A 19,223-nucleotide genomic window follows, 5' to 3' on the forward strand; every position below is an offset into this window, starting at 1 on the left:
GCCTTACCCGGCCTACGCTTTGGTTAACAACGTCAACACTTCATAATGGGCGGTATGGGGGAACATATCGAAAAGCTGAACGCGCGCGATGCGGTAGCCCGGCAGGCTGGCGATATCCTTCGCCATGGTCTGCGCGTTACAGCTGGAGTAGACGATGTACTCCGGCGCCATCTGGCTCAGGTAGTCGCAGAGCGCCTGGCCGATGCCCCGGCGCGGCGGGTTCACCAGCACCAGCTCCGGCACGTTGCCCTGCCCGGTCGCGAACTGCGTGGAGTCCAGCGCCTGGAAGTGCAGATTCGTCAGCCCCAGCTCCGCGGCGGACTGCTTCGCGCAGGCAATCGCTTCGGCGGAGATCTCAATGCCGGTGAGCTGCATGTCTGGCGTGGCACAGTGCAGGCCAAAGCCGCCGACGCCGCAGAACAGATCCCACATGTGATGAACCTGTAACGCACGCACCCAGTCGCGCGCGGTGGTGTACAGCGCGCTGGCGACGGTGGGGTTAGTCTGAAAGAAGCTTTGCGGACGGATCCACAGCGGCACGCCGTTAAAACGCTCCTCCAGCGCGTGCTGTTTGGTGAAGAAAATCTCTTTCTCCCCTTCCATGATCGCCATATGCACCGGCTGAATATTTGCGGTGATAACCTTGAGCTGCGGAAGCTGTTGCTGCAATCCCGGAAGTGCCGCGCGCAGCTGCTCCAGTTTGGTTTCCGAACGCAGCACAAAGCGCAGCATCATCCCGCCGTCGATCTGGCTTTCGGTCAGCAGAAGGTATTTCAGCTCGCCGCGCCTGCGGGCAACGTTATAGGGCGTTAACCCCGCCCGGGCGATAAACGGTTTCAGAGCGCTAAACACCGGCTCAAACGAGGCGGGATACAGCGGGCAGTCGGTTAAATCTTGCGGCGTACCGTCGCGGTGCAGCATCCCCAGCAGCGGCTTTTCAACGCTGCCGCTGACCACCATTTTGGCTTTATTGCGAAAGCCCTGCTCCGGGCCGCTGACGGGTGCGCACCACTCGCCCACCGCGTGTGCTGCCAGCAGCTGTTGCAGGTTGGCCATTTTGGCGGTGAGTTGTTGAGAGACCGGCTGTTCTATCCACTGACAGGAGCGGCAGCGTCCGGCGTCGTAGAGTGCGCACTGCATATGAAAACCTTAAGAAACAAGAGGGCTGCGATTATACACATTATTGCAGGCGGAAGAACCGCCGGCTCGAAGCTGGTGCAAATAGCAGGAACAGAACCAGCATATCCGGCAGTTTTTGCATCACCAGTGAATGGAAAATCTCACGTCGCGACTCACCGGGTATGCTGAACAGCTCCGGATAGCCATAGCCCAGCGAGGCGGCCCACAGGTAGCCTGCGGCGGTGATCTGCGTCAGCAGATACACCCAGCGCGCCCAGTTACGGCCTTTCACCAGCGAGAACGCACAGTAGATCTCAATAAACACCAGCATCAGGCTGCTGAGAAACACCAGCGTCAGATTCCAAGTCTGCGCGCTGCGGTGAATAAATTCCCCCATTCCGCGCGGACCCAGCGTGTTCATTATCATCAGCACATCCAGACAGCGGATCATAATAATGGCGAGCGCCGCCACCTGCACCAGTGCAGGGACGTTCGGACGGGCGTGCGAATGACGTGTTTTTTGTAAGAATCCCAATGTTTTTACTTCCCTGAAAAACAGTGCCGCGTCATACGCGGCACATCACTGGAAATAGTAATTCCTTCAGCCGCGTCTTGCACGCTGGATATCGCGCACACGCTGTTTTTCCGCGCGCGCCATCAAATACCAGGCGATAAATCCGACAATTCCGACCACGCCAAGGATGATGGAGGCCAGGGCGTTGATCTCCGGATTCACCCCCATCCGCACGCTGGAGAAGACCAGCATCGGCAGCGTCGTCGCGCCCGGTCCCGACACAAAGCTGGCGATAACCAGATCGTCGAGCGAGAGCGTGAACGCCAGCAGCCAGCCGGAGATCACCGCCGGCATAATCATCGGCAGCGTGATGATGAAAAAGACCTTCAGCGGCGTGGCGCCGAGATCCATCGCCGCCTCTTCAATGGAGCGATCCAGCTCGCGCAGCCGCGAGGAGATGACCACCGCCACATATGCCGTACAGAAGGTGACGTGCGCCAGCCAGATGGTGAGCATCCCGCGATCCGCTGGCCAGCCGATGGCGTGCGCCAGCGCGACAAACAGCAGCAGCAGCGACAGTCCGGTGATCACGTCCGGCATGACCAGCGGGGCGGTGATCATAAACGCAAAACCATTTGCCCCGCGGAAACGGCCAAAGCGCACCATCACCAGCGCGGCAATCGTGCCCAGCACGCAGGCCATCGTCGCCGCCAGCGCCGCAATGGTCAGGCTCAGCCCCACCGCGCTCATCATCGCATCATCGTGGAACAGCTCGCTGTACCAGCGCGTCGACCAGCCCGCCCAGACGGTGACCAGCTTAGAGCTGTTGAACGAGTAGATCACCAGCATCAGCATCGGCGCATACAGGAAGGTAAAGCCGATAATCAGGATCGCAATTCGCCACGGGGAGCGTACTACCGGTAAGTTGTTCATCCGTGGTCTCCCATCTGTTTCTGCTGATGTTTATGGAACCACATGATCGGCACGATCAGCAGCAGTAACATGACGATCGCCACCGCCGAGGCCACCGGCCAGTCGCGGTTATTGAAGAACTCCTGCCATAGCACGCGGCCAATCATGATGCTGTCCGGGCCGCCGAGCAGTTCCGGGATCACAAACTCCCCGACAGCCGGGATAAACACCAGCATCGATCCGGCGATGATCCCGCCTTTGGTGAGCGGCACAATGACGCTGAAGAAAGTCTTCAACGGGCGTGCGCCGAGATCCAGCGAGGCTTCCACCAGCGAGTAATCAATACGCGTCAGCGCCGTATAGATCGGCAGCACCATAAACGGCAGATAGGCATAGACAATCCCGATATACACCGCAAGGTTGGTATGCAGGATCGTCAGCGGCTGGTCGATCACCCCAAGCCACAGCAGGAAGTTATTCAGTATGCCGTTATTCTTCAGGATCCCCATCCACGCGTACACGCGGATCAGGAACGACGTCCACGACGGTAAAATGACCAACAGCAGTAAAATATTTCGCGTCGACGGCTTGCTGTGCGCCACTGCCCACGCCAGCGGGTAGCCCATCAACAAGCAGCAGATCGTAGAAATAGCCGCAACCTGTAACGACTGCAAATAGGCTTCGAAATAGAGCGGATCGTCGGTCAGTTGCAGGAAATTACCGAGGTTTACGGTCAGCGTCAGCTGCCCGTCGGCCCACTCCCACAGATCGGTATACGGTGGGATCGCCCGCGCCATCTCCGCCAGGCTGATCTTAAAGACGATCAGGAACGGCAGCAGAAACAGCAGGATCAGCCAGATATAGGGCATGGCGATGACCAGCTTGCGGCCATGCGCCATCTGTATGCGCGCCAGCCAGAGCGCGAAACCGCCCGGTTTTTTGACGCGGGCTGGAGGTTCAAGTGTACTCATGACCGCTCCTTATACCGTCAGGACTACGCAACTGTCCGCATCCCAGCAGAGGCTCACTTCGTCGCCCCAGGTTGGCTGTCCCTTGCGATACCGGTGTTCGTTCTGTAACTGGGCGCTGAGCATCTGGCCGCTTTTCAGGCGCACATGGTAAATCGACAGATCGCCGAGATAGGCAATGTGCACCACTTCGCCCACGGCAAAGTTATAGCCATCGGCGGGTGGCTCATCGCATAGCATGATTTTTTCCGGGCGCAGGGCAACGTAAACCGGCACGTTGTCCACCACGGAGTTATCAGAATCAACCTTCAGCGGGTGCACCAGCCCCGGCGATTCAATCACCAGACCGTCGTCCTGGCGTTCCTTCAGCAGCCCTTCGAAGACGTTCACCGAGCCGATGAACTCCGCGCTGTAGCGGGTTGTCGGGTGTTCGTAAATCTCTTCCGGCTCGCCGATCTGCACGAACTTACCGCGATTCATGATCGCAATGCGCCCGGCCATGGTCATCGCCTCTTCCTGGTCGTGAGTCACCATCACGCAGGTCACCCCAACGCGCTCGAGGATATCCACCACTTCCAGCTGCATCCGGTCGCGCAGCTTTTTATCCAGCGCGCCCATCGGCTCGTCGAGCAGTAATAATTTTGGACGCTTCGCCAGACTTCTTGCCAGCGCCACGCGCTGACGCTGGCCGCCGGAAAGCTGATGCGGCTTACGCTTCGCAAACTCCTGCATATGCACCAGGCTCAGCATCTCCGCCACGCGCGCGGCGATTTCGGCTTTCGGCAGTTTGTCCTGCTTCAGGCCGAAGGCGATGTTCTGCTCAACGGTCATGTGCGGGAACAGGGCATAGGACTGGAACATCATGTTGATGGGCCGCTGGTACGGCGGCACGCTGGAGAGGTCTACCCCATCCAGCACGATCTGCCCGGCGGTGGGCTGTTCAAACCCGGCCAGCATGCGCAGCAGGGTCGATTTACCGCAGCCGGATGCGCCGAGCAAAGCAAATATTTCACCTTTGTAGATCGTCAGGCTGACATCGTCCACGGCATGCTGGCCGTCGAAGGATTTGGTGAGGTTTCGAATTTCAAGAAGCGGGGTCAGCGCTTTACGGACTTTCGCCTGCGGGCGGGGGATCGCGTCATTCACGGGGTGCTCTCCGGCATAGATCAACACTGGTGCAAACGCACCGTCAGGGTGCGCATCGCCGGGCGGCGCTAACGCTTGCCCGGCCTACGGTATTTGTCGGCCCGGTAAGCGACGGCGCTACCGGGCAACGATATCAAACGCCGTTACTTACCACTTTTCACCTTGGTCCACGCGCGGGTACGCACACGGTCAATTTTTGGTTCCTGCACTTTCAGGGTGAAGAGCTTGGCAAACACATCGGCTGGCGGGTAGATCGCCGGATTATTGCGGATTTCTTCGCTCACCAGCGGCTCGGAGGCCTTGTTACCATTGGCGTAGTAGACGTGGTCGCTGATGTGAGCAATCACGTCCGGACGCATCAGGTAGTTGAGGAACTGATACGCTTCCTCTTTGTTTTTCGCATCAGCCGGCATCGCGAAGACGTCGAAGAACGCCAGCGCCCCCTCCTTCGGAATGAAGTAGGAAACATTCACGCCGTTTTTTGCCTCTTTCGCGCGGTTCGCCGCCTGCCAGACGTCGCCCGCCCAGCCGATGGCCACGCAGATATCCCCGTTCGCCAGGTCGTTGATATACTGAGAGGAGTGGAAGTAGCGAATATTTGGACGCAGCTTCAGTAGCAGGTCGGTCGCCGGACCGGTGTAGTCGTCAGCCTTGCTGCTGTTTGGATCCTTGCCGAGATAGTTAAGCACGGTGGCGAAAATCTCTTCCGGCGCATCGAGGAAAGAGACGCCGCAGCTTTTCAGCTTCTCGAGGTTTTCCGGCTTCAGCACCACGTCCCAGCTGTCCAGCTTGACGTCCGGGCCCAGCGCCGCTTTGACTTTATCCACGTTATAGCCAATACCGGTGGTCGCCCACAGGTAAGGCATCGCGTATTTGTTGTCCGGATCGTGCTTCGCCACCAGCTTCAGCACGTCCGGATCGAGATTTTTCCAGTTCGGTAATTTGCTCTTGTCCAGCGGCTGGAAGACACCGGCGGTCAGCTGACGCTCCAGGAAGCTTGCCGACGGCACCACCAGGTCGAAACCGGTGCTGCCCGCCATCAGTTTGCCTTCCAGCACTTCGTTGGAATCGAATACGTCGTACACAACCTTAATGCCGGTCTCTTTTTCAAAATTGGCGACGGTATCCGGCGCAATATAGTCAGACCAGTTATAGACGTGCAGCGTTTTTTGTTCCGCAGCGAGCGTGCCGGCAGAGACGGCCATCAGAGCACCCGCAACCAGACCCGATAACCATTTTTTATTCAAGGCGATCATATTGTTATTCCTTCTGAAAGCTCGTTAACAAACGAACCAAAACTGTGCAGCCTGAAGATATGCAATAATCATGCATAGTTTGTCGCTCTGCCCGAAATAAAATACCCCCCTCATCCCGGCAGGTTCCGCTCGCTTTTTTAAGCACCGCAAGAATAACTGTAGCCCGTGTCTCCGGCTATAGCCCAGACGAAAAAACGCCTTTTATCAATTTTTTATGCAGATTATGTCTACGTGATAAGCCGAAACGGCCGGAGAGGAGGTGAAAAATTCTTTAAAGAAAGGTTAAAAGCAGCAGAAAAAATGGTGTTATGCAGCCGCTCTGGCAGCGACTGCGCAAAAGTCAGACAGGCTTAGTGGAGAAAATTGGGAGATGCATCATTATTCTCGGCATCATCTTCCGCGCTATACAGCAGGTGATGTGCGTTGGCTTCCATCATTACCATGGAAATTTGCTCTTCGCTCAGGCGCATAAACCAGGCGAACTGCTTGAAGGAGAGCCCCGCGCCGGAGAATAAAGACTGGCAAACCACCAGCTTTGGCAGATTATCATCCTGTATGTCGAGAAACGCTTTCACCGTCAAAGAACTGGCGTTGATCGCTGACAGATCGGATGCCAGCGCCAGCAGCGCGGACGGCTTTACTTCAGCCAGCGCCGAGAACAGGATCACGTCGTTAATCAGATCGATTTTGGCATCAAAAATGCCGTCGAAATTTTGCATGTGAGGCAGATGCAGCGCCTGGCAGGAGTCGCATTCGAAGAAAGTAATACCGGCATCATCGAGCCATTGACGTAACGTATCCAGTGTAGGTACGACCTGTAAATCCATCGCAGTGCAGCCTCTTAAATAAAAACGTTGTCCAGATTACGCAAAAAGTGCGCGCCGATCCATTTAACCGCCCGTTTTCAGGCAAAATCCCGGCGTCGCATGGCGTTCAATCCATGCGATCATTTTACCTGCAATATCGACGCCTGTGGTTTTTTCCACCCCTTCCAGCCCCGGCGAGGCGTTAACTTCCATCACCAACGGCCCGCGGTCGGCACGCAGCAGATCGACCCCCGCCACGTCCAGGCCCAGCGTCTGCGCCGCTTTCACCGCAATCTCACGCTCGCGCTCGCTGATAAGGGCCACCCGTGCGATACCGCCGCGGTGAAGGTTAGAGCGAAAATCGCCCTCTTTCGCCTGCCGCTCTATGGCGGCCACCACTTCATTGCCCACCACAAAGCAGCGGATGTCGCACCCTTTAGCCTCTTTAATATACTCCTGCACCAGAATATGGGCATTCAGACCGCGAAACGCATCGATCACGCTTTCCGCCGCCTGACGCGTCTCCGCCAGTACCACTCCAATACCCTGCGTACCTTCCACCAGCTTAATGACCAGCGGCGCACCGCCCACCATATCGATTAAATCGCTGGTGTCGTCCGGGGAGTGGGCAATCCCGGTGACGGGCAGATCGATCCCCTGGCGCGCCAGCAGTTGCAGCGAGCGCAGCTTATCGCGGGCGCGGGAAATCGCCACGGATTCATTGAGCGGATAGCTTCCCAGCATTTCAAACTGGCGCAGCGCGGCCGTGCCGTAATAGGTGATCTGGGAGCCAATACGGGGAATTACCGCATCAAAATGCGGGAGTTTGCGGCCTTTGTAATGAATCGACGACGCCGCAGGATCGATGTTCATATAGCAGGACATCGGATCGAGGATCTCAACCTGATGTCCGCGTTTCGCCGCCGCTTCTCGCAGACGTTTACATGAATAGAGCGTTCCATCCCGGGACAATATGGCAATTTTCACCCTGCACCTCTCTAAAGACATGGTAAAAGCCTGCCTATCATACACGAGGCGCAGGAGGAATGGACTACCGCGTTGCCCAGCCCTGTTTGTGCAGGTAGTCGAGAATGAACGGGCGGTTCTCCTTGATGATGGTGCGACGAATATGGTCGCTCCAGGTGTCGCGGCGGTTGTTGCTGTCGCGCGTCAGATAGTAGTTCGCCAGCTCTTCATCGTATTGATGCAGAACGTCCTGGTCGACCGGCTGGTAGTGATTTTCATGCACCAGCATCGCAGCAGGAATGCGCGGCTTCAGATCCGGGTTGTCCGCCGGCCAGCCGAGGCACAGACCAAACAGCGGCAGCACGTGTTTCGGCAGCTTCAGCAGTTCCGTCACGCTTTCGATGTTGTTACGCAGCCCGCCAATATAGACGCCGCCAAGCCCCAGTGATTCCGCCGCCGTGAACGCGTTTTGCGCCATCAGTGCCGTATCCACAACGCCCAGCAGCAGCTGTTCCGCCAGCCCCAGCTCGGCCTCAGGGCATATTTGCAGGTGACGGTTAAAATCGGCGCAGAACACCCAGAACTCAGCCGCCTGGGCAACGTGCTTTTGTCCGCCCGTCAGCGTTACCAGCTGCTCACGCATCGCCGGATCGGTGATGCGGATAATGGAGCTGCACTGCAAAAAGCTGGAGCTGGAGGTGCCTCTTGCGCTGTCGATGATCGCGTCCCGCTGCGCCTGGGTAATTGGCTCATCGGTGAAATGGCGAATGGAACGGTGGGAACGAAGCAGGTCAATGGTTGGCGTCATTTTGTCTCTCTTTGTGTTGCGTAAAACGTATGGCAGCCAGTATAGGCAATGATCCACCTGATGTAATTGGCGAAACATAGCCTGACTGTATCAAAGTGACAGGTGAAACCTTCTTTCCATGACGGCAGGTTATCGTGCACTATAGGTGCTATTCGCCGTCAGGCTTGTTTTTTGAGGAGAGAGAAATGTTTGCAGTAATTTTTGGTCGTCCAGGATGCCCTTACTGTGTGCGCGCGAAAGAACTGGCAGAGAAACTGACTGAAGAGCGTGATGATTTCAACTTCCGTTATGTGGATATCCACGCGGAAGGCATCACTAAAGCCGATCTGGAAAAAACCGTGGGTAAACCGGTTGAAACCGTGCCGCAGATCTTCCTCGATCAGAAACACATCGGCGGCTGCACCGATTTTGAGGCCTACGCCAAAGAACACCTGGGCCTGTTTGCGGCTCAGTAATGCGAAGACGCCCTCACCCTGAGGGCGTTTTTATTTACGGTGCTTCCGCTGTTGCAGCAGGCTGCGCGTAAATAAGAAACAGAGCGCGCCCAGCGCACACCAGAAAACGCCACTCAGTAGCCACGCCACTTCCTGCCAGACGCTTCTCGACGAGAGAAACAGCACGCGCATCAGAAGCAGGCAGAGCGGGGCCGCAAGCATTGCCCCAATAAGCGGCATCACCACCTCGCCTTTACGTGAGAGAAAACCGGCTACTACCCCCGGCAGGATGAAGAACAACAGGCCCAGCTCGGGATGACCGGACGCTCTGAAGGCGCCTTTCACGTTAAAAGCGAGCGACATGCAAACGACCGTAAACAGCAAAAAACAGCTGATTACGCCAGCCCAGTTTCGTTTAAAGTTCAAACTATCCTCCTGACTTATCTCTATCAAATACAAAAATCGTCCGGTGAACGCCCAGTCAGATAAAGCAATGCGGCAATCCTTGCCAAAGCACGCGCAGAAGTCGTGCGATAATAGGTGGCTGTCGGTAGCTATTACGATTAAACTAACCGACTGCTAGTGTTTAGGGTATTTATCAGGAAGCAGGGAGATGCAAAGTGATTCCCTGACTCTGAAAACAGTAGCCCAAATAGTCCTTTCATTCAACAACTTACTGGTAAACAAGAAGTTAGCCTCCGTGAATATAAACGTCGCAGACTTGTTAAATGGGAATTACATCCTGTTATTATTTGTGGTACTGGCGCTGGGCCTTTGTCTGGGTAAATTACGCCTGGGTTCAGTTCAACTTGGTAATTCCATTGGCGTTTTAGTCGTCTCCCTGTTATTAGGTCAACAACATTTCAGTATTAACACGGACGCGCTTAACTTAGGTTTCATGCTGTTTATTTTTTGCGTAGGCGTGGAAGCCGGTCCGAACTTTTTTTCCATTTTCTTCCGAGATGGCAAAAATTACCTGATGCTGGCGCTGGTGATGGTCGGCAGCGCCCTGCTGATTGCGTTAGGGCTGGGCAAGCTGTTTGGCTGGGACATCGGCTTAACGGCCGGTATGCTGGCAGGCTCGATGACCTCCACACCGGTGCTTGTCGGCGCGGGGGATACGCTTCGTCATTCTGGCATGGCCGGCACGCCGCTTTCCTCCGCGCTGGACAACCTGAGTCTGGGCTATGCCCTGACCTATCTGATTGGTCTGGTGAGCCTGATTGTTGGCGCGCGCTATCTGCCAAAACTTCAGCATCAGGATCTCCAGACCAGCGCCCAGACCATCGCCCGCGAGCGCGGCCTGGACACGGACTCCAAACGTAAAGTTTACCTGCCGGTGATCCGCGCCTACCGCGTCGGGCCGGAGCTGGTTGCCTGGACCGACGGGAAAAACCTGCGCGAGCTGGGGATCTACCGTCAGACCGGCTGCTACATCGAACGTATCCGTCGTAACGGCATTCTGGCAAACCCGGACGGTGACGCGGTGCTCCAGATGGGCGATGACATCGCCCTTGTTGGCTACCCGGACGCCCACGCGCGTCTCGATCCGAGCTTCCGCAACGGGAAAGAGGTGTTTGACCGCGACCTGCTGGACATGCGTATTGTCACCGAAGAGATTGTGGTGAAAAACCACAATGCCGTGGGCCGCCGTCTGGCACAGCTGAAGCTGACCGACCACGGTTGTTTCCTCAACCGCGTGATCCGCAGCCAGATTGAAATGCCTATCGACGATAACGTGGTGCTCAATAAAGGCGATGTGTTGCAGGTTAGCGGCGATGCCCGACGTGTTAAAACCGTTGCCGACCGTATCGGCTTTATCTCGATCCACAGCCAGGTGACGGACCTGTTAGCCTTCTGCGCCTTCTTCATTGTCGGCCTGATGATCGGGATGATCACCTTCCAGTTCAGCAACTTTAGCTTCGGCATTGGTAATGCAGCCGGTCTGCTGTTCGCCGGGATCATGCTGGGCTTCCTGCGAGCGAACCATCCCACCTTCGGCTATATCCCTCAGGGTGCGCTGAACATGGTGAAAGAGTTCGGTCTGATGGTCTTTATGGCGGGTGTCGGCTTAAGCGCCGGGAGCGGCATTGGCAACGGCCTGGGCGCGGTCGGCTGGCAAATGTTGGTTTCCGGACTTATCGTCAGCCTGGTACCGGTGGTGATCTGTTTCCTGTTCGGCGCCTACGTGCTCCGCATGAACCGCGCCCTGCTCTTCGGGGCAATGATGGGCGCGCGCACCTGCGCACCGGCGATGGAGATCATCAGCGACACCGCGCGCAGCAACATCCCGGCGCTGGGCTATGCAGGCACCTACGCCATCGCAAACGTGCTGCTGACGCTGGCAGGTACGCTGATCATCATTATCTGGCCAGGACTCGGATAAATCTCAAGTTTGCGTGTGGCGCAAAAAATTTTCGTTACGCGCAGAACTTTTTACGCAGGGTGCAGTCATAACTAGTGCCACTGCTTTTCTTTGATGTCCCCAATTTGTGGAGCCCATCAACCCCGCCGTTTTGGTTCAAGGTTGATGGGTTTTTTGTTGCCTTAAAAAATAAACCATTAAATTCAATCAGTTACATACATAGCATTGGGTCATTGGCGACATAATGGCGACAGATTTTTTGCATGTCAGATTTGATTCCTCAAAATCGAGCTTTAAAGCTCACCCACCTCTAATTTTTGCAGCTCCGTATGAAAGCACATAGCCGACTATCAACGCCCCAAAACACCCGGCGAATTTCATCCATGTACTTTCAAACCAGAAGAATGATCCCATAGCAAAAAGCACAGCCAGAAAGGAGATAGTTCCCTCACTCGCCACAAACATATATGATTTAATGAATATGACAAAAAACCACGCAGGATCACCCGATGCTACTCCCCATCCAGCTCTTCAAAACCCTCTCCGACGAAACGCGGCTCTCCATCGTCATGCTGCTCCGTGAAGCAGGAGAATTGTGCGTCTGCGATCTCTGCTCCGCTACCAACGAGCCGCAGCCGAAAGTCTCGCGCCATATGGCCTTACTGCGCGAGGCCGGGCTGGTCATCGATCGTCGTGAGGGTAAATGGATCTACTACCGTCTCTCTCCCAACATGCCCGCGTGGGCGGCAACCGTTATCGATAACAGCTGGAACTGCCTGCGGGAAGAGACACGTATGAAGCTGAAAAACCGCCTCCCGGGCTCTTGCTGACCACAACACATTCACAAAAACAGATATAACGGAGTAAAAGATGTTTCTGGCAGGGGCTATTTTTCTGTTTACGCTGGTACTGGTCATCTGGCAACCCAGAGGGCTCAGCATCGGCTGGAGCGCGACCATTGGCGCCGTGCTGGCGCTGATGAGCGGCGTGATCCACATCAACGATATCCCTGTGGTGTGGAATATCGTCTGGAATGCGACGGCCACGTTTATCGCCGTCATCATTATCAGCCTGCTGCTGGATGAGTCCGGCTTTTTCGAGTGGGCGGCGCTGCACGTTGCTCGCTGGGGAAACGGTCGCGGGCGGTTGCTGTTTACCTGGATCGTGCTGCTGGGTGCGGCCGTGGCGGCGCTGTTCGCCAATGACGGTGCGGCATTGATCCTGACGCCTATCGTTATCGCCATGCTGCTGGCGCTGGGGTTCAGCAAGCAGGCCACGCTGGCGTTCGTGATGGCGGCGGGATTTATCGCCGATACCGCCAGCCTGCCGCTGATTGTCTCCAACCTGGTCAACATCGTCTCAGCGGACTTCTTTAAGCTGGGCTTTAGCGAATACGCCTCGGTGATGATCCCGGTTGATATCGCTGCGATTGCCGCAACGCTGGTGATGCTGCATCTGTTCTTCCGAAATGAAATCCCCCCCGAATATGACCTGGCAAAACTCCGCGAGCCTGCTTTGGCCATTCACGACCTGCCAACGTTCAGAACGGGCTGGATCGTGCTGCTGCTACTGCTCGTCGGTTTCTTTGTGCTTGAACCTCTGGGTATCCCGGTCAGCGCTATCGCAACAACTGGCGCGCTGATTTTGTTTGCCGTTGCTAAACGCGGGCACGCCATTAACACCGGAAAAGTGCTGCGCGGCGCGCCGTGGCAAATTGTTATCTTCTCGCTGGGGATGTATCTGGTGGTGTATGGCCTGCGCAACGCCGGGCTGACGGAGTCTCTTTCAGGCGTTCTTGATTACTTAGCCGGGTACGGACTCTGGGTCACCACGCTGGGAACCGGATTTATCACCGCCTTCCTGTCATCCATAATGAACAATATGCCAACGGTGCTGATTGGCGCGCTCTCCATTGAGGGTAGTGCTGCAACAGGGTTGGTTAAAGAGGCGATGATTTACGCTAACGTGATTGGCTGCGATTTGGGGCCGAAAATTACCCCCATCGGGAGCCTGGCTACCCTGCTATGGCTTCATGTGCTGGCACAGAAAAACATGACTATTACCTGGGGCTACTATTTCAGGACGGGCATCATAATGACGCTGCCAGTTCTCTTTGTGACGCTTGCCGCGCTGGCGCTACGTCTCTCCTTCACACTGTAATGAGTAACGGATATGAGCCATATCACTATCTACCACAACCCGGCCTGCGGCACGTCGCGCAATACGCTGGAGATGATCCGCAACAGCGGTACGGAACCCGAAATTATTCTCTATCTTGAGAACCCACCGTCGCGTGATGAACTGACAAGGCTGATTGCAGATATGGGGATTTCCATAGGCGATCTGCTGCGCAAAAACGTCGAGCCTTATGAGCAACTGGGCCTTTCACAGGGACATTTCACCGACGACCAGCTTATCGATTTCATGCTGCAATACCCTATTCTGATTAACCGTCCGATTGTGGTGACGCCGCTGGGTACCCGGCTGTGCCGCCCTTCTGAAGTCGTTCTCGACATCCTTCCGGACGCGCAAAAAGGGGCATTTACGAAGGAAGATGGCGAAGTCGTCGTTGACGCCAGCGGGAAAAAAATCTCCTGACATCAGGCGTGGCCGGGGCGAGCGCTATCAGACGGTATCCTCGCCTGCAATCCGCCCCACCATCACCCGGATCTCCTCCCGGGTTAACGGCGACCGGTCGGTTACAAAATGCAGCGTCATCCCCTCGATAAACGCATCCAGCGCACGGGCGGTGGCCGGATCAAACCACTGCTCAAGCGTAGTCTGGCTCATCTTCATCCAGTCCTGCATCACCGTTTTCAGCGCGGCGCTGCGGTGCATAAACGCGTATAACTGATACATCAGCGCCATATTGTGTGGCGTGGTCACGGCTGAACTGTGGATCAGCGTGGTTATGGCCTCGCACGCCCTCTCCCGCCCGGTCACCCCCGCGAAGAAATCCCGGTACTGCTGAGACATCTGCTGCGTAAACCACGTGAAGGCCTCCTCCAGAAGCGACTCCATTCCGTCGAAATAGTAGGTCATCGACCCCAGCGGCACGCCTGCGCAGGTGGCAATTTTGCGGTGCGTGACGGCATGAATACCGTGCTCAGCAATGGTGTCCAGCGTCGCCTGGAGTATCTTCTCGCGGCGGTTAGGGTCGTTCGGTGGTCTGCTCATAAAATCCTCATCCAGTTTGTGTACAAATGTACACAAAGTTGCTAGTGTTGTCGCTATTGTTGTACTTCTGGTGCTGATCCCAATGACGCTAACTTCTCCTCGCAAAGCCCTGCATCTGCGCATGTGGGCGCTGTTTATGTTCTTCTTCATCCCCGGGCTGCTGATGGCTTCCTGGGCAACGCGCACCCCGGCAATCCGCGATACGCTGTCCGTCTCGACGGCGGAGATGGGGATCGTACTGTTTGGCCTGTCGATTGGCTCGATGAGCGGCATCCTCTGCTCGGCCTGGCTGGTGAAGCGCTTTGGCACGCGCGCGGTGATTCGCACCACCATGTGCTGCGCCGTGGTGGGAATGCTCGGTCTGAGCGTGGCGCTGTGGTTCGCCTCGCCGCTGATGTTTGCCCTTGGGCTGATGGTATTTGGCGGCAGCTTTGGTGCGGCGGAAGTGGCCATTAACGTCGAGGGGGCCGCCGTCGAACAGGCGATGAACAAAACGGTGCTGCCGATGATGCATGGCTTTTACAGCCTCGGCACGCTGGCGGGCGCGGGCGTGGGGATGGCGCTGACGGCGCTGGGCATTGCGGCCAATGTGCACATTTTGCTGGCGGCGCTGGTCTGTATTATCCCGATCCTCACCGGCATCAGGGCTATTCCCGCAGGCACAGGACAACACGCCACGGACGAACAGAAGTCTGCGGAAAAAGGGTTGCCCTTTTATCGTGATTTCCAGCTAATGCTGATTGGCGTGGTGGTGCTGGCGATGGCGTTTGCTGAAGGCTCGGCCAACGACTGGCTACCGTTGCTGATGGTGGACGGGCACGGATTTAGCCCCACCTCCGGCTCGCTGATTTACGCCGGGTTTACGCTCGGCATGACCGTCGGACGCTTTACCGGGGGCTGGTTTATCGACCGTTACAGCCGCGTGGCTGTCGTCCGTGCCAGCGCCCTGCTGGGTGGGCTGGGCATCGCGATGATTATCTTTGTGGATGTGGACTGGATTGCCGGCGTGTCGGTGATCCTGTGGGGACTGGGCGCCTCCCTTGGCTTCCCGCTGACCATTTCCGCTGCCAGCGATACCGGCCCCGACGCGCCGACGCGCGTGAGCGTCGTGGCGACCACGGGCTACCTCGCTTTCCTGGTGGGCCCGCCGCTGCTTGGATTCCTCGGTGAGCACTACGGGTTACGCAGCGCGATGCTGGTGGTATTAGGGTTAGTCATTATTGCCGCCCTGGTGGCGCGAGCGGTGGCAAAACCGGAAGCAGAAACAACGTCAATGGAGAAGGGATATGAGCGTTAAACTGATTGCAGTCGACATGGATGGCTCCTTCCTGAGCGATGCGAAAACCTATAACCGCGCGCGTTTTCTGGCGCAGTACGCGCGCATGAAAGCGCAAGGCATCCGTTTTGTGGTCGCCAGCGGAAACCAGTACTACCAGCTGATCTCATTTTTCCCGGAGATCGCCCATGAAATTGCCTTCGTCGCCGAAAACGGCGGCTGGGTGGTAGATGCGGGCGAAGACGTGTTTAACGGCGAACTGTCGAAAGAGCATTTTCTGACCGTCGCCACCCTGTTAAACGACGTGCCCGGCATTGAGATAATTGCCTGCGGAAAAAACAGCGCCTACACGCTGAAAACGTATAACGACCTCTTCAAAGCGATTGCTGCGAAATACTATCACCGCCTTGAAAGCGTCAGCAGCTTTGACAACCTCAACGATATTTTCTTCAAATTCGGGCTAAACGTCTCTGACGACGAAATTCCGCGCATTCAGGCGCTGCTGCATGAGAAGCTTGGCGACATCATGGTGACGGTGACCACGGGACACGGTAGTATCGACCTGATTATCCCCGGCGTACACAAAGCTAACGGCCTGCGGATCCTGCAAGCGCGCTGGGGCATTGAGGACAGTGAAGTGGTGGCCTTTGGCGACAGCGGTAACGACGTGGAGATGCTGCGACAGGCTGGGTTTGGCTTCGCGATGGCCAATGCCAGACCGCATATTAAAGCGGTGGCCCGCTATGAAGCGCCGAACAATAATGACGAAGGGGTGCTGGACGTAATTGATAGGGTGCTGGATGGGAGGGCGCCGTTTAATTGATTCAGTGCGCTCTGGTGCCCTCACCCTAAACCTCTCCCACAGGGCTGAGGGTTCCCCACAAAATAATGCCTGCACAGACGGCCCCCTCTCCCTTGAGGGAGAGGGCTGGGGTGAGGGGGAACATACAGCTCTGGTGGTCATTCCGTTCACTTTATGTTCCTTGCTACTCTGTCACGACATGACCGGTGAACGTGCCAGGGTGGCTCAGTCGCCACCACCCTGGCGACCCGGGCTTCCGGCGGTAAATCGCCGCTTCGCGGTGCCTTCGGCTTATTCCTTCCGGCTTATCGGGGACGGGCGGAGGTAACATCCCTGTAAAGCCCGCCCTCTCGGCGCATCCCTGCGCCTCGCCCCGGCCTACAGGAAACGCCTCAGCGATTTACAGCCGGACCGAGGCATCGCTGAAAGCCCTCAGTTATTCTGAGGCAACGTTATCGCTTTTGCTTTCAAATTACTGGGGATCCCTCAGCCCACAGGGAGAGGGAACTGTCCCGAGCTCGCCTAGGGGGGAGAGGGAATAAGGATTACGGTTGCAGGGCATTTCCGACGCGTTTGTCCTTCAGGAACACCACCATCAGACCTACCCACAGCACACCGTTTGCGAGATTGAACAGGCTGAAGAGCCCGTTTCCGCCAAAAGCATAAGCATGCTTGCTCACCTCAATTCCGACGGTGAAAATCAGCATTTGCAGCATCCCCATCGCGGCAGACACCGTGCCTTTACTCATTTCACTGGCGAACAGCGTCAGGCGTACCAGACCGGCATTCGCCACGCCGATACCAAACGCGTAAATGCTCAGCCCCGCCGTCATCCACAGGTACGCATGAGACGAGGCTACGGTCGCCACCGCCGCGATAATCAGCCCTGCCGCTATGGGCCAACCGCCCATAATAATCAGCGAACGCACGGTACGGCGTGACGTCAGACGCGCCAGCACCAGGTTACCGATAATCAGCGCGCCAAAAATCGGCACCTGTAACAGGCCATACTCATAGCTGCTAAGCTGTTCGCCGCTGATGATAATGACCGGCGACTGGGCAATCCACGCCAGCAGCGGCAGGCTGACAAAGCCCGTCGCCAGCGCGCCCGCGACAAAACGGCCGTTTTTCAGCACCGCCTTATAATCACGCCCCAGCTCTTTAAGCGAGAGCTTTTCGCCCAGGCGGGTGGCGGTCTCCGGCATCGCACGGTGCAGACCAAAGAAAGAGATGGCCGCAAGCGCGGCAAAGAGCACGAACATCCCTTCCCACGGCGCGACGTGGACCCATGCGGCTCCCACCAGCGGCCCCAGAAGCGGTGCAATCAGCGCCACGTTCGCCATCAGCGCGGTAATTTTGATACATACCGCCTCCTCAAACGACTCCTGAATAGCGGCGTAGCCCACGGCACCAATAAAGCACAGGCTCACGCCCTGAAGAAAACGCAGCAACGTGAACTGCTCAATGTTCTGCGCCAGCAGCGTGGCGAGACAGGTGACGATAAACCATACCACGCCCGTCAGCATCACCGGGCGGCGGCCAATACGATCCGACAGCGGCCCTAAAAGCCACTGTAAAAACATGCCGCCCGCGAGATAGGCGGTCATCGATGTAGGTACCCACTCAATACCTGCGTTGTACTGCTCAACCACAGCCAGCATGCCTGGCTGGATCATGTCGTTGCCGATGTAGGTAGAGAATTCGTAAAGCACCAGACACAGAGGAAAAAGTAACGCCTGACGACCCAGACGATTACCGGAAGAAGAACGGTTTATCATGCAATCTCTTTAATATGAAAAAATCGCGATGAGTGTAATGAATTGCCGCTGTCTGAGATAGCAAATTAACGTGAAAAAACAGAAATAAGGCACTTATCGTTGTTGTTTAAGGTTTCCTTAAGTTGCCCTCCTTATGATAGTGCTATTTCACGTTATTGACCGAAACTATGACACACGCCGTCAGCCCTTCAGAATTATCTAAGTTACCGACAAATAAGACAAAACGCCTTTACCGTTTGCCTGCCCGCTTTTATGGTTATCAGCTTTTCGTGCTGATCGTCCTTGCGCTGCTTTTTACCTGGCTTTCGCGCGATGAATCGCTTGACCGATGGATCACCGGCTTCTGGTATGACGCGGCGACGCATCATTTCCCGCTACAGCAAAATCCGCTGCTGGATCTGCTCAACCATCGGCTGGCGAAATATGTGGCCATTGCCCTGGCCGTCATCGCGCTGGTTTACGGGACTTACAGACGCAATGCCCGGCTGGTGACGGCCGCGCTTCTGATGGGTCTGGGCGCGCTCGTTGTAGGAGCCCTGAAAAGCATGAGCCACCACAGCTGTCCGTGGGATCTGGTGGAGTATGGCGGCAAAGCCGTCTCGTATCCCCTGTTCAGCGCGATTCCGGCAGACAGCGGACCGGGACGCTGCTTTCCCGGCGGCCACGCCTCAAGCGGGTTTATGGTGATGGGGCTGTTTTTTGCCTTCTGGCGTGAACGTCCACGCCTGGCCTGGACCTTTGTCGCGTTGGGCGTTGTTATGGGGCTGCTGATGGGATTCGGGCAGGTCATGCGCGGCGCGCATTTTTTCTCTCACAACCTGTGGGCCGGGTGGTGGGTCTGGTTTTCCCAGGTGCTGGTTTACGGGCTGGTTTCCGCCTGGTTTGCTAAAGAGTAA

Annotated in this window: 20 protein-coding genes; 8 read left to right on the plus strand and 12 right to left on the minus strand. The window is 56.5% G+C overall.

Annotated elements, in window-relative coordinates:
- Positions 1-12 precede the first annotated feature (12 nt).
- The 9 genes from rlmC to nfsA form a co-directional block, all read right to left on the minus strand.
- Positions 13-1,140: a 23S rRNA (uracil(747)-C(5))-methyltransferase RlmC gene (rlmC, locus tag ACOTX4_RS03720; RefSeq protein ID WP_045332570.1), complete on the minus strand. Its 1,128-nt coding sequence runs from the start codon at positions 1,138-1,140 to the stop codon at positions 13-15.
- Positions 1,141-1,180: 40 nt separating this feature from the next.
- Positions 1,181-1,678 (minus strand): YbjO family protein, encoded by a 498-nt coding sequence (locus ACOTX4_RS03725; RefSeq protein ID WP_086527936.1) that lies wholly within the window; start codon positions 1,676-1,678, stop codon positions 1,181-1,183.
- A gap of 42 nt (positions 1,679-1,720) precedes the next feature.
- Entirely contained in the window at positions 1,721-2,566 is an 846-nt protein-coding gene (potI, locus tag ACOTX4_RS03730; protein WP_003858378.1) for a putrescine ABC transporter permease PotI, read from the minus strand.
- Positions 2,563-3,516: a putrescine ABC transporter permease PotH gene (gene potH / locus ACOTX4_RS03735; RefSeq protein WP_003858381.1), complete on the minus strand. Its 954-nt coding sequence runs from the start codon at positions 3,514-3,516 to the stop codon at positions 2,563-2,565. Before potH ends, potI begins: the two co-directional genes overlap by 4 nt.
- A 9-nt stretch (positions 3,517-3,525) precedes the next feature.
- A complete protein-coding gene (gene potG, locus ACOTX4_RS03740) occupies positions 3,526-4,659 on the minus strand; it encodes a putrescine ABC transporter ATP-binding subunit PotG (RefSeq protein ID WP_045332571.1) in 1,134 nt (377 codons plus the stop codon).
- 143 nt (positions 4,660-4,802) lie between these two features.
- Positions 4,803-5,915: a spermidine/putrescine ABC transporter substrate-binding protein PotF gene (potF, locus tag ACOTX4_RS03745; protein ID WP_022650689.1), complete on the minus strand. Its 1,113-nt coding sequence runs from the start codon at positions 5,913-5,915 to the stop codon at positions 4,803-4,805.
- 350 nt (positions 5,916-6,265) lie between these two features.
- The gene (locus tag ACOTX4_RS03750; protein WP_003858385.1) at positions 6,266-6,742 is read right to left on the minus strand and encodes a YbjN domain-containing protein; all 477 of its coding nucleotides are present in this window, start codon (positions 6,740-6,742) and stop codon (positions 6,266-6,268) included.
- Positions 6,743-6,805: 63 nt separating this feature from the next.
- Positions 6,806-7,708 (minus strand): 30S ribosomal protein S6--L-glutamate ligase, encoded by a 903-nt coding sequence (rimK, locus tag ACOTX4_RS03755; RefSeq protein WP_032608931.1) that lies wholly within the window; start codon positions 7,706-7,708, stop codon positions 6,806-6,808.
- Positions 7,709-7,772: 64 nt separating this feature from the next.
- Positions 7,773-8,495, minus strand: coding sequence for a nitroreductase NfsA (gene nfsA, locus ACOTX4_RS03760; RefSeq protein ID WP_003858388.1), 723 nt, complete (start codon positions 8,493-8,495; stop codon positions 7,773-7,775).
- Positions 8,496-8,680: 185 nt separating this feature from the next.
- Here nfsA and ACOTX4_RS03765 point away from each other — a divergent pair, with 185 nt between their 5' ends.
- The gene (locus tag ACOTX4_RS03765) at positions 8,681-8,950 is read left to right on the plus strand and encodes a GrxA family glutaredoxin (RefSeq protein ID WP_006809455.1); all 270 of its coding nucleotides are present in this window, start codon (positions 8,681-8,683) and stop codon (positions 8,948-8,950) included.
- Positions 8,951-8,980: 30 nt separating this feature from the next.
- Here the strand turns inward: ACOTX4_RS03765 and ACOTX4_RS03770 are convergent, their stop codons facing one another.
- Entirely contained in the window at positions 8,981-9,355 is a 375-nt protein-coding gene (locus ACOTX4_RS03770; protein WP_017384878.1) for an inner membrane protein YbjM, read from the minus strand.
- Positions 9,356-9,629: 274 nt separating this feature from the next.
- Here ACOTX4_RS03770 and ACOTX4_RS03775 point away from each other — a divergent pair, with 274 nt between their 5' ends.
- The 4 genes from ACOTX4_RS03775 (at position 9,630) to arsC (ending at position 13,892) form a co-directional block, all read left to right on the plus strand.
- The gene (locus ACOTX4_RS03775) at positions 9,630-11,315 is read left to right on the plus strand and encodes an aspartate:alanine antiporter (RefSeq protein WP_032610193.1); all 1,686 of its coding nucleotides are present in this window, start codon (positions 9,630-9,632) and stop codon (positions 11,313-11,315) included.
- Positions 11,316-11,803: 488 nt separating this feature from the next.
- Positions 11,804-12,124, plus strand: coding sequence for a metalloregulator ArsR/SmtB family transcription factor (locus ACOTX4_RS03780; RefSeq protein WP_045332572.1), 321 nt, complete (start codon positions 11,804-11,806; stop codon positions 12,122-12,124).
- A 40-nt stretch (positions 12,125-12,164) separates the two neighbouring features.
- Positions 12,165-13,454: an arsenic transporter gene (locus ACOTX4_RS03785; RefSeq protein WP_045332573.1), complete on the plus strand. Its 1,290-nt coding sequence runs from the start codon at positions 12,165-12,167 to the stop codon at positions 13,452-13,454.
- 12 nt (positions 13,455-13,466) lie between these two features.
- Entirely contained in the window at positions 13,467-13,892 is a 426-nt protein-coding gene (gene arsC / locus ACOTX4_RS03790) for a glutaredoxin-dependent arsenate reductase (RefSeq protein WP_022650684.1), read from the plus strand.
- Between the two features lie 27 nt (positions 13,893-13,919).
- On the opposite strand, the gene ACOTX4_RS03795 is transcribed toward arsC, so the two are convergent.
- A complete protein-coding gene (locus ACOTX4_RS03795) occupies positions 13,920-14,471 on the minus strand; it encodes a TetR/AcrR family transcriptional regulator (protein ID WP_022650683.1) in 552 nt (183 codons plus the stop codon).
- A gap of 82 nt (positions 14,472-14,553) precedes the next feature.
- Here ACOTX4_RS03795 and ACOTX4_RS03800 point away from each other — a divergent pair, with 82 nt between their 5' ends.
- Both ACOTX4_RS03800 and ACOTX4_RS03805 read left to right on the plus strand, forming a co-directional pair.
- On the plus strand, positions 14,554-15,768 hold the full coding sequence (locus ACOTX4_RS03800; protein WP_022650682.1) for an MFS transporter: 1,215 nt from the start codon (positions 14,554-14,556) through the stop codon (positions 15,766-15,768).
- Positions 15,758-16,570, plus strand: coding sequence for a Cof-type HAD-IIB family hydrolase (locus tag ACOTX4_RS03805; RefSeq protein ID WP_421635354.1), 813 nt, complete (start codon positions 15,758-15,760; stop codon positions 16,568-16,570). The genes ACOTX4_RS03800 and ACOTX4_RS03805 overlap by 11 nt, the downstream gene beginning before the upstream one ends.
- A gap of 524 nt (positions 16,571-17,094) precedes the next feature.
- Here the strand turns inward: ACOTX4_RS03805 and ACOTX4_RS03810 are convergent.
- Entirely contained in the window at positions 17,095-18,327 is a 1,233-nt protein-coding gene (locus tag ACOTX4_RS03810; RefSeq protein ID WP_023315707.1) for an MFS transporter, read from the minus strand.
- Positions 18,328-18,494: 167 nt separating this feature from the next.
- On the opposite strand from ACOTX4_RS03810, the gene ACOTX4_RS03815 reads away from it, so the two are divergent.
- A complete protein-coding gene (locus ACOTX4_RS03815; RefSeq protein ID WP_032657833.1) occupies positions 18,495-19,223 on the plus strand; it encodes a phosphatase PAP2 family protein in 729 nt (242 codons plus the stop codon).

It is taken from the genome of Enterobacter cloacae complex sp. IR5459 (assembly GCF_049238005.1).
Classification (GTDB): domain Bacteria; phylum Pseudomonadota; class Gammaproteobacteria; order Enterobacterales; family Enterobacteriaceae; genus Enterobacter; species Enterobacter hormaechei_C.

Excerpts from the sequence above, each read along its gene's own strand:
- rlmC (WP_045332570.1), bottom strand. The coding sequence starts at position 1,140 with ATGCAGTGCGCACTCTACGACGCCGGACGCTGCCGCTCCTGTCAGTGG.
- potI (WP_003858378.1), bottom strand. The coding sequence starts at position 2,566 with ATGAACAACTTACCGGTAGTACGCTCCCCGTGGCGAATTGCGATCCTG.
- potH (WP_003858381.1), bottom strand. The coding sequence starts at position 3,516 with ATGAGTACACTTGAACCTCCAGCCCGCGTCAAAAAACCGGGCGGTTTC.
- potF (WP_022650689.1), bottom strand. The coding sequence starts at position 5,915 with ATGATCGCCTTGAATAAAAAATGGTTATCGGGTCTGGTTGCGGGTGCT.
- ACOTX4_RS03750 (WP_003858385.1), bottom strand. The coding sequence starts at position 6,742 with ATGGATTTACAGGTCGTACCTACACTGGATACGTTACGTCAATGGCTC.
- nfsA (WP_003858388.1), bottom strand. The coding sequence starts at position 8,495 with ATGACGCCAACCATTGACCTGCTTCGTTCCCACCGTTCCATTCGCCAT.
- ACOTX4_RS03765 (WP_006809455.1), top strand. The coding sequence starts at position 8,681 with ATGTTTGCAGTAATTTTTGGTCGTCCAGGATGCCCTTACTGTGTGCGC.
- ACOTX4_RS03780 (WP_045332572.1), top strand. The coding sequence starts at position 11,804 with ATGCTACTCCCCATCCAGCTCTTCAAAACCCTCTCCGACGAAACGCGG.
- ACOTX4_RS03785 (WP_045332573.1), top strand. The coding sequence starts at position 12,165 with ATGTTTCTGGCAGGGGCTATTTTTCTGTTTACGCTGGTACTGGTCATC.
- arsC (WP_022650684.1), top strand. The coding sequence starts at position 13,467 with ATGAGCCATATCACTATCTACCACAACCCGGCCTGCGGCACGTCGCGC.
- ACOTX4_RS03795 (WP_022650683.1), bottom strand. The coding sequence starts at position 14,471 with ATGAGCAGACCACCGAACGACCCTAACCGCCGCGAGAAGATACTCCAG.
- ACOTX4_RS03800 (WP_022650682.1), top strand. The coding sequence starts at position 14,554 with ATGACGCTAACTTCTCCTCGCAAAGCCCTGCATCTGCGCATGTGGGCG.
- ACOTX4_RS03805 (WP_421635354.1), top strand. The coding sequence starts at position 15,758 with ATGAGCGTTAAACTGATTGCAGTCGACATGGATGGCTCCTTCCTGAGC.
- ACOTX4_RS03810 (WP_023315707.1), bottom strand. The coding sequence starts at position 18,327 with ATGATAAACCGTTCTTCTTCCGGTAATCGTCTGGGTCGTCAGGCGTTA.
- ACOTX4_RS03815 (WP_032657833.1), top strand. The coding sequence starts at position 18,495 with ATGACACACGCCGTCAGCCCTTCAGAATTATCTAAGTTACCGACAAAT.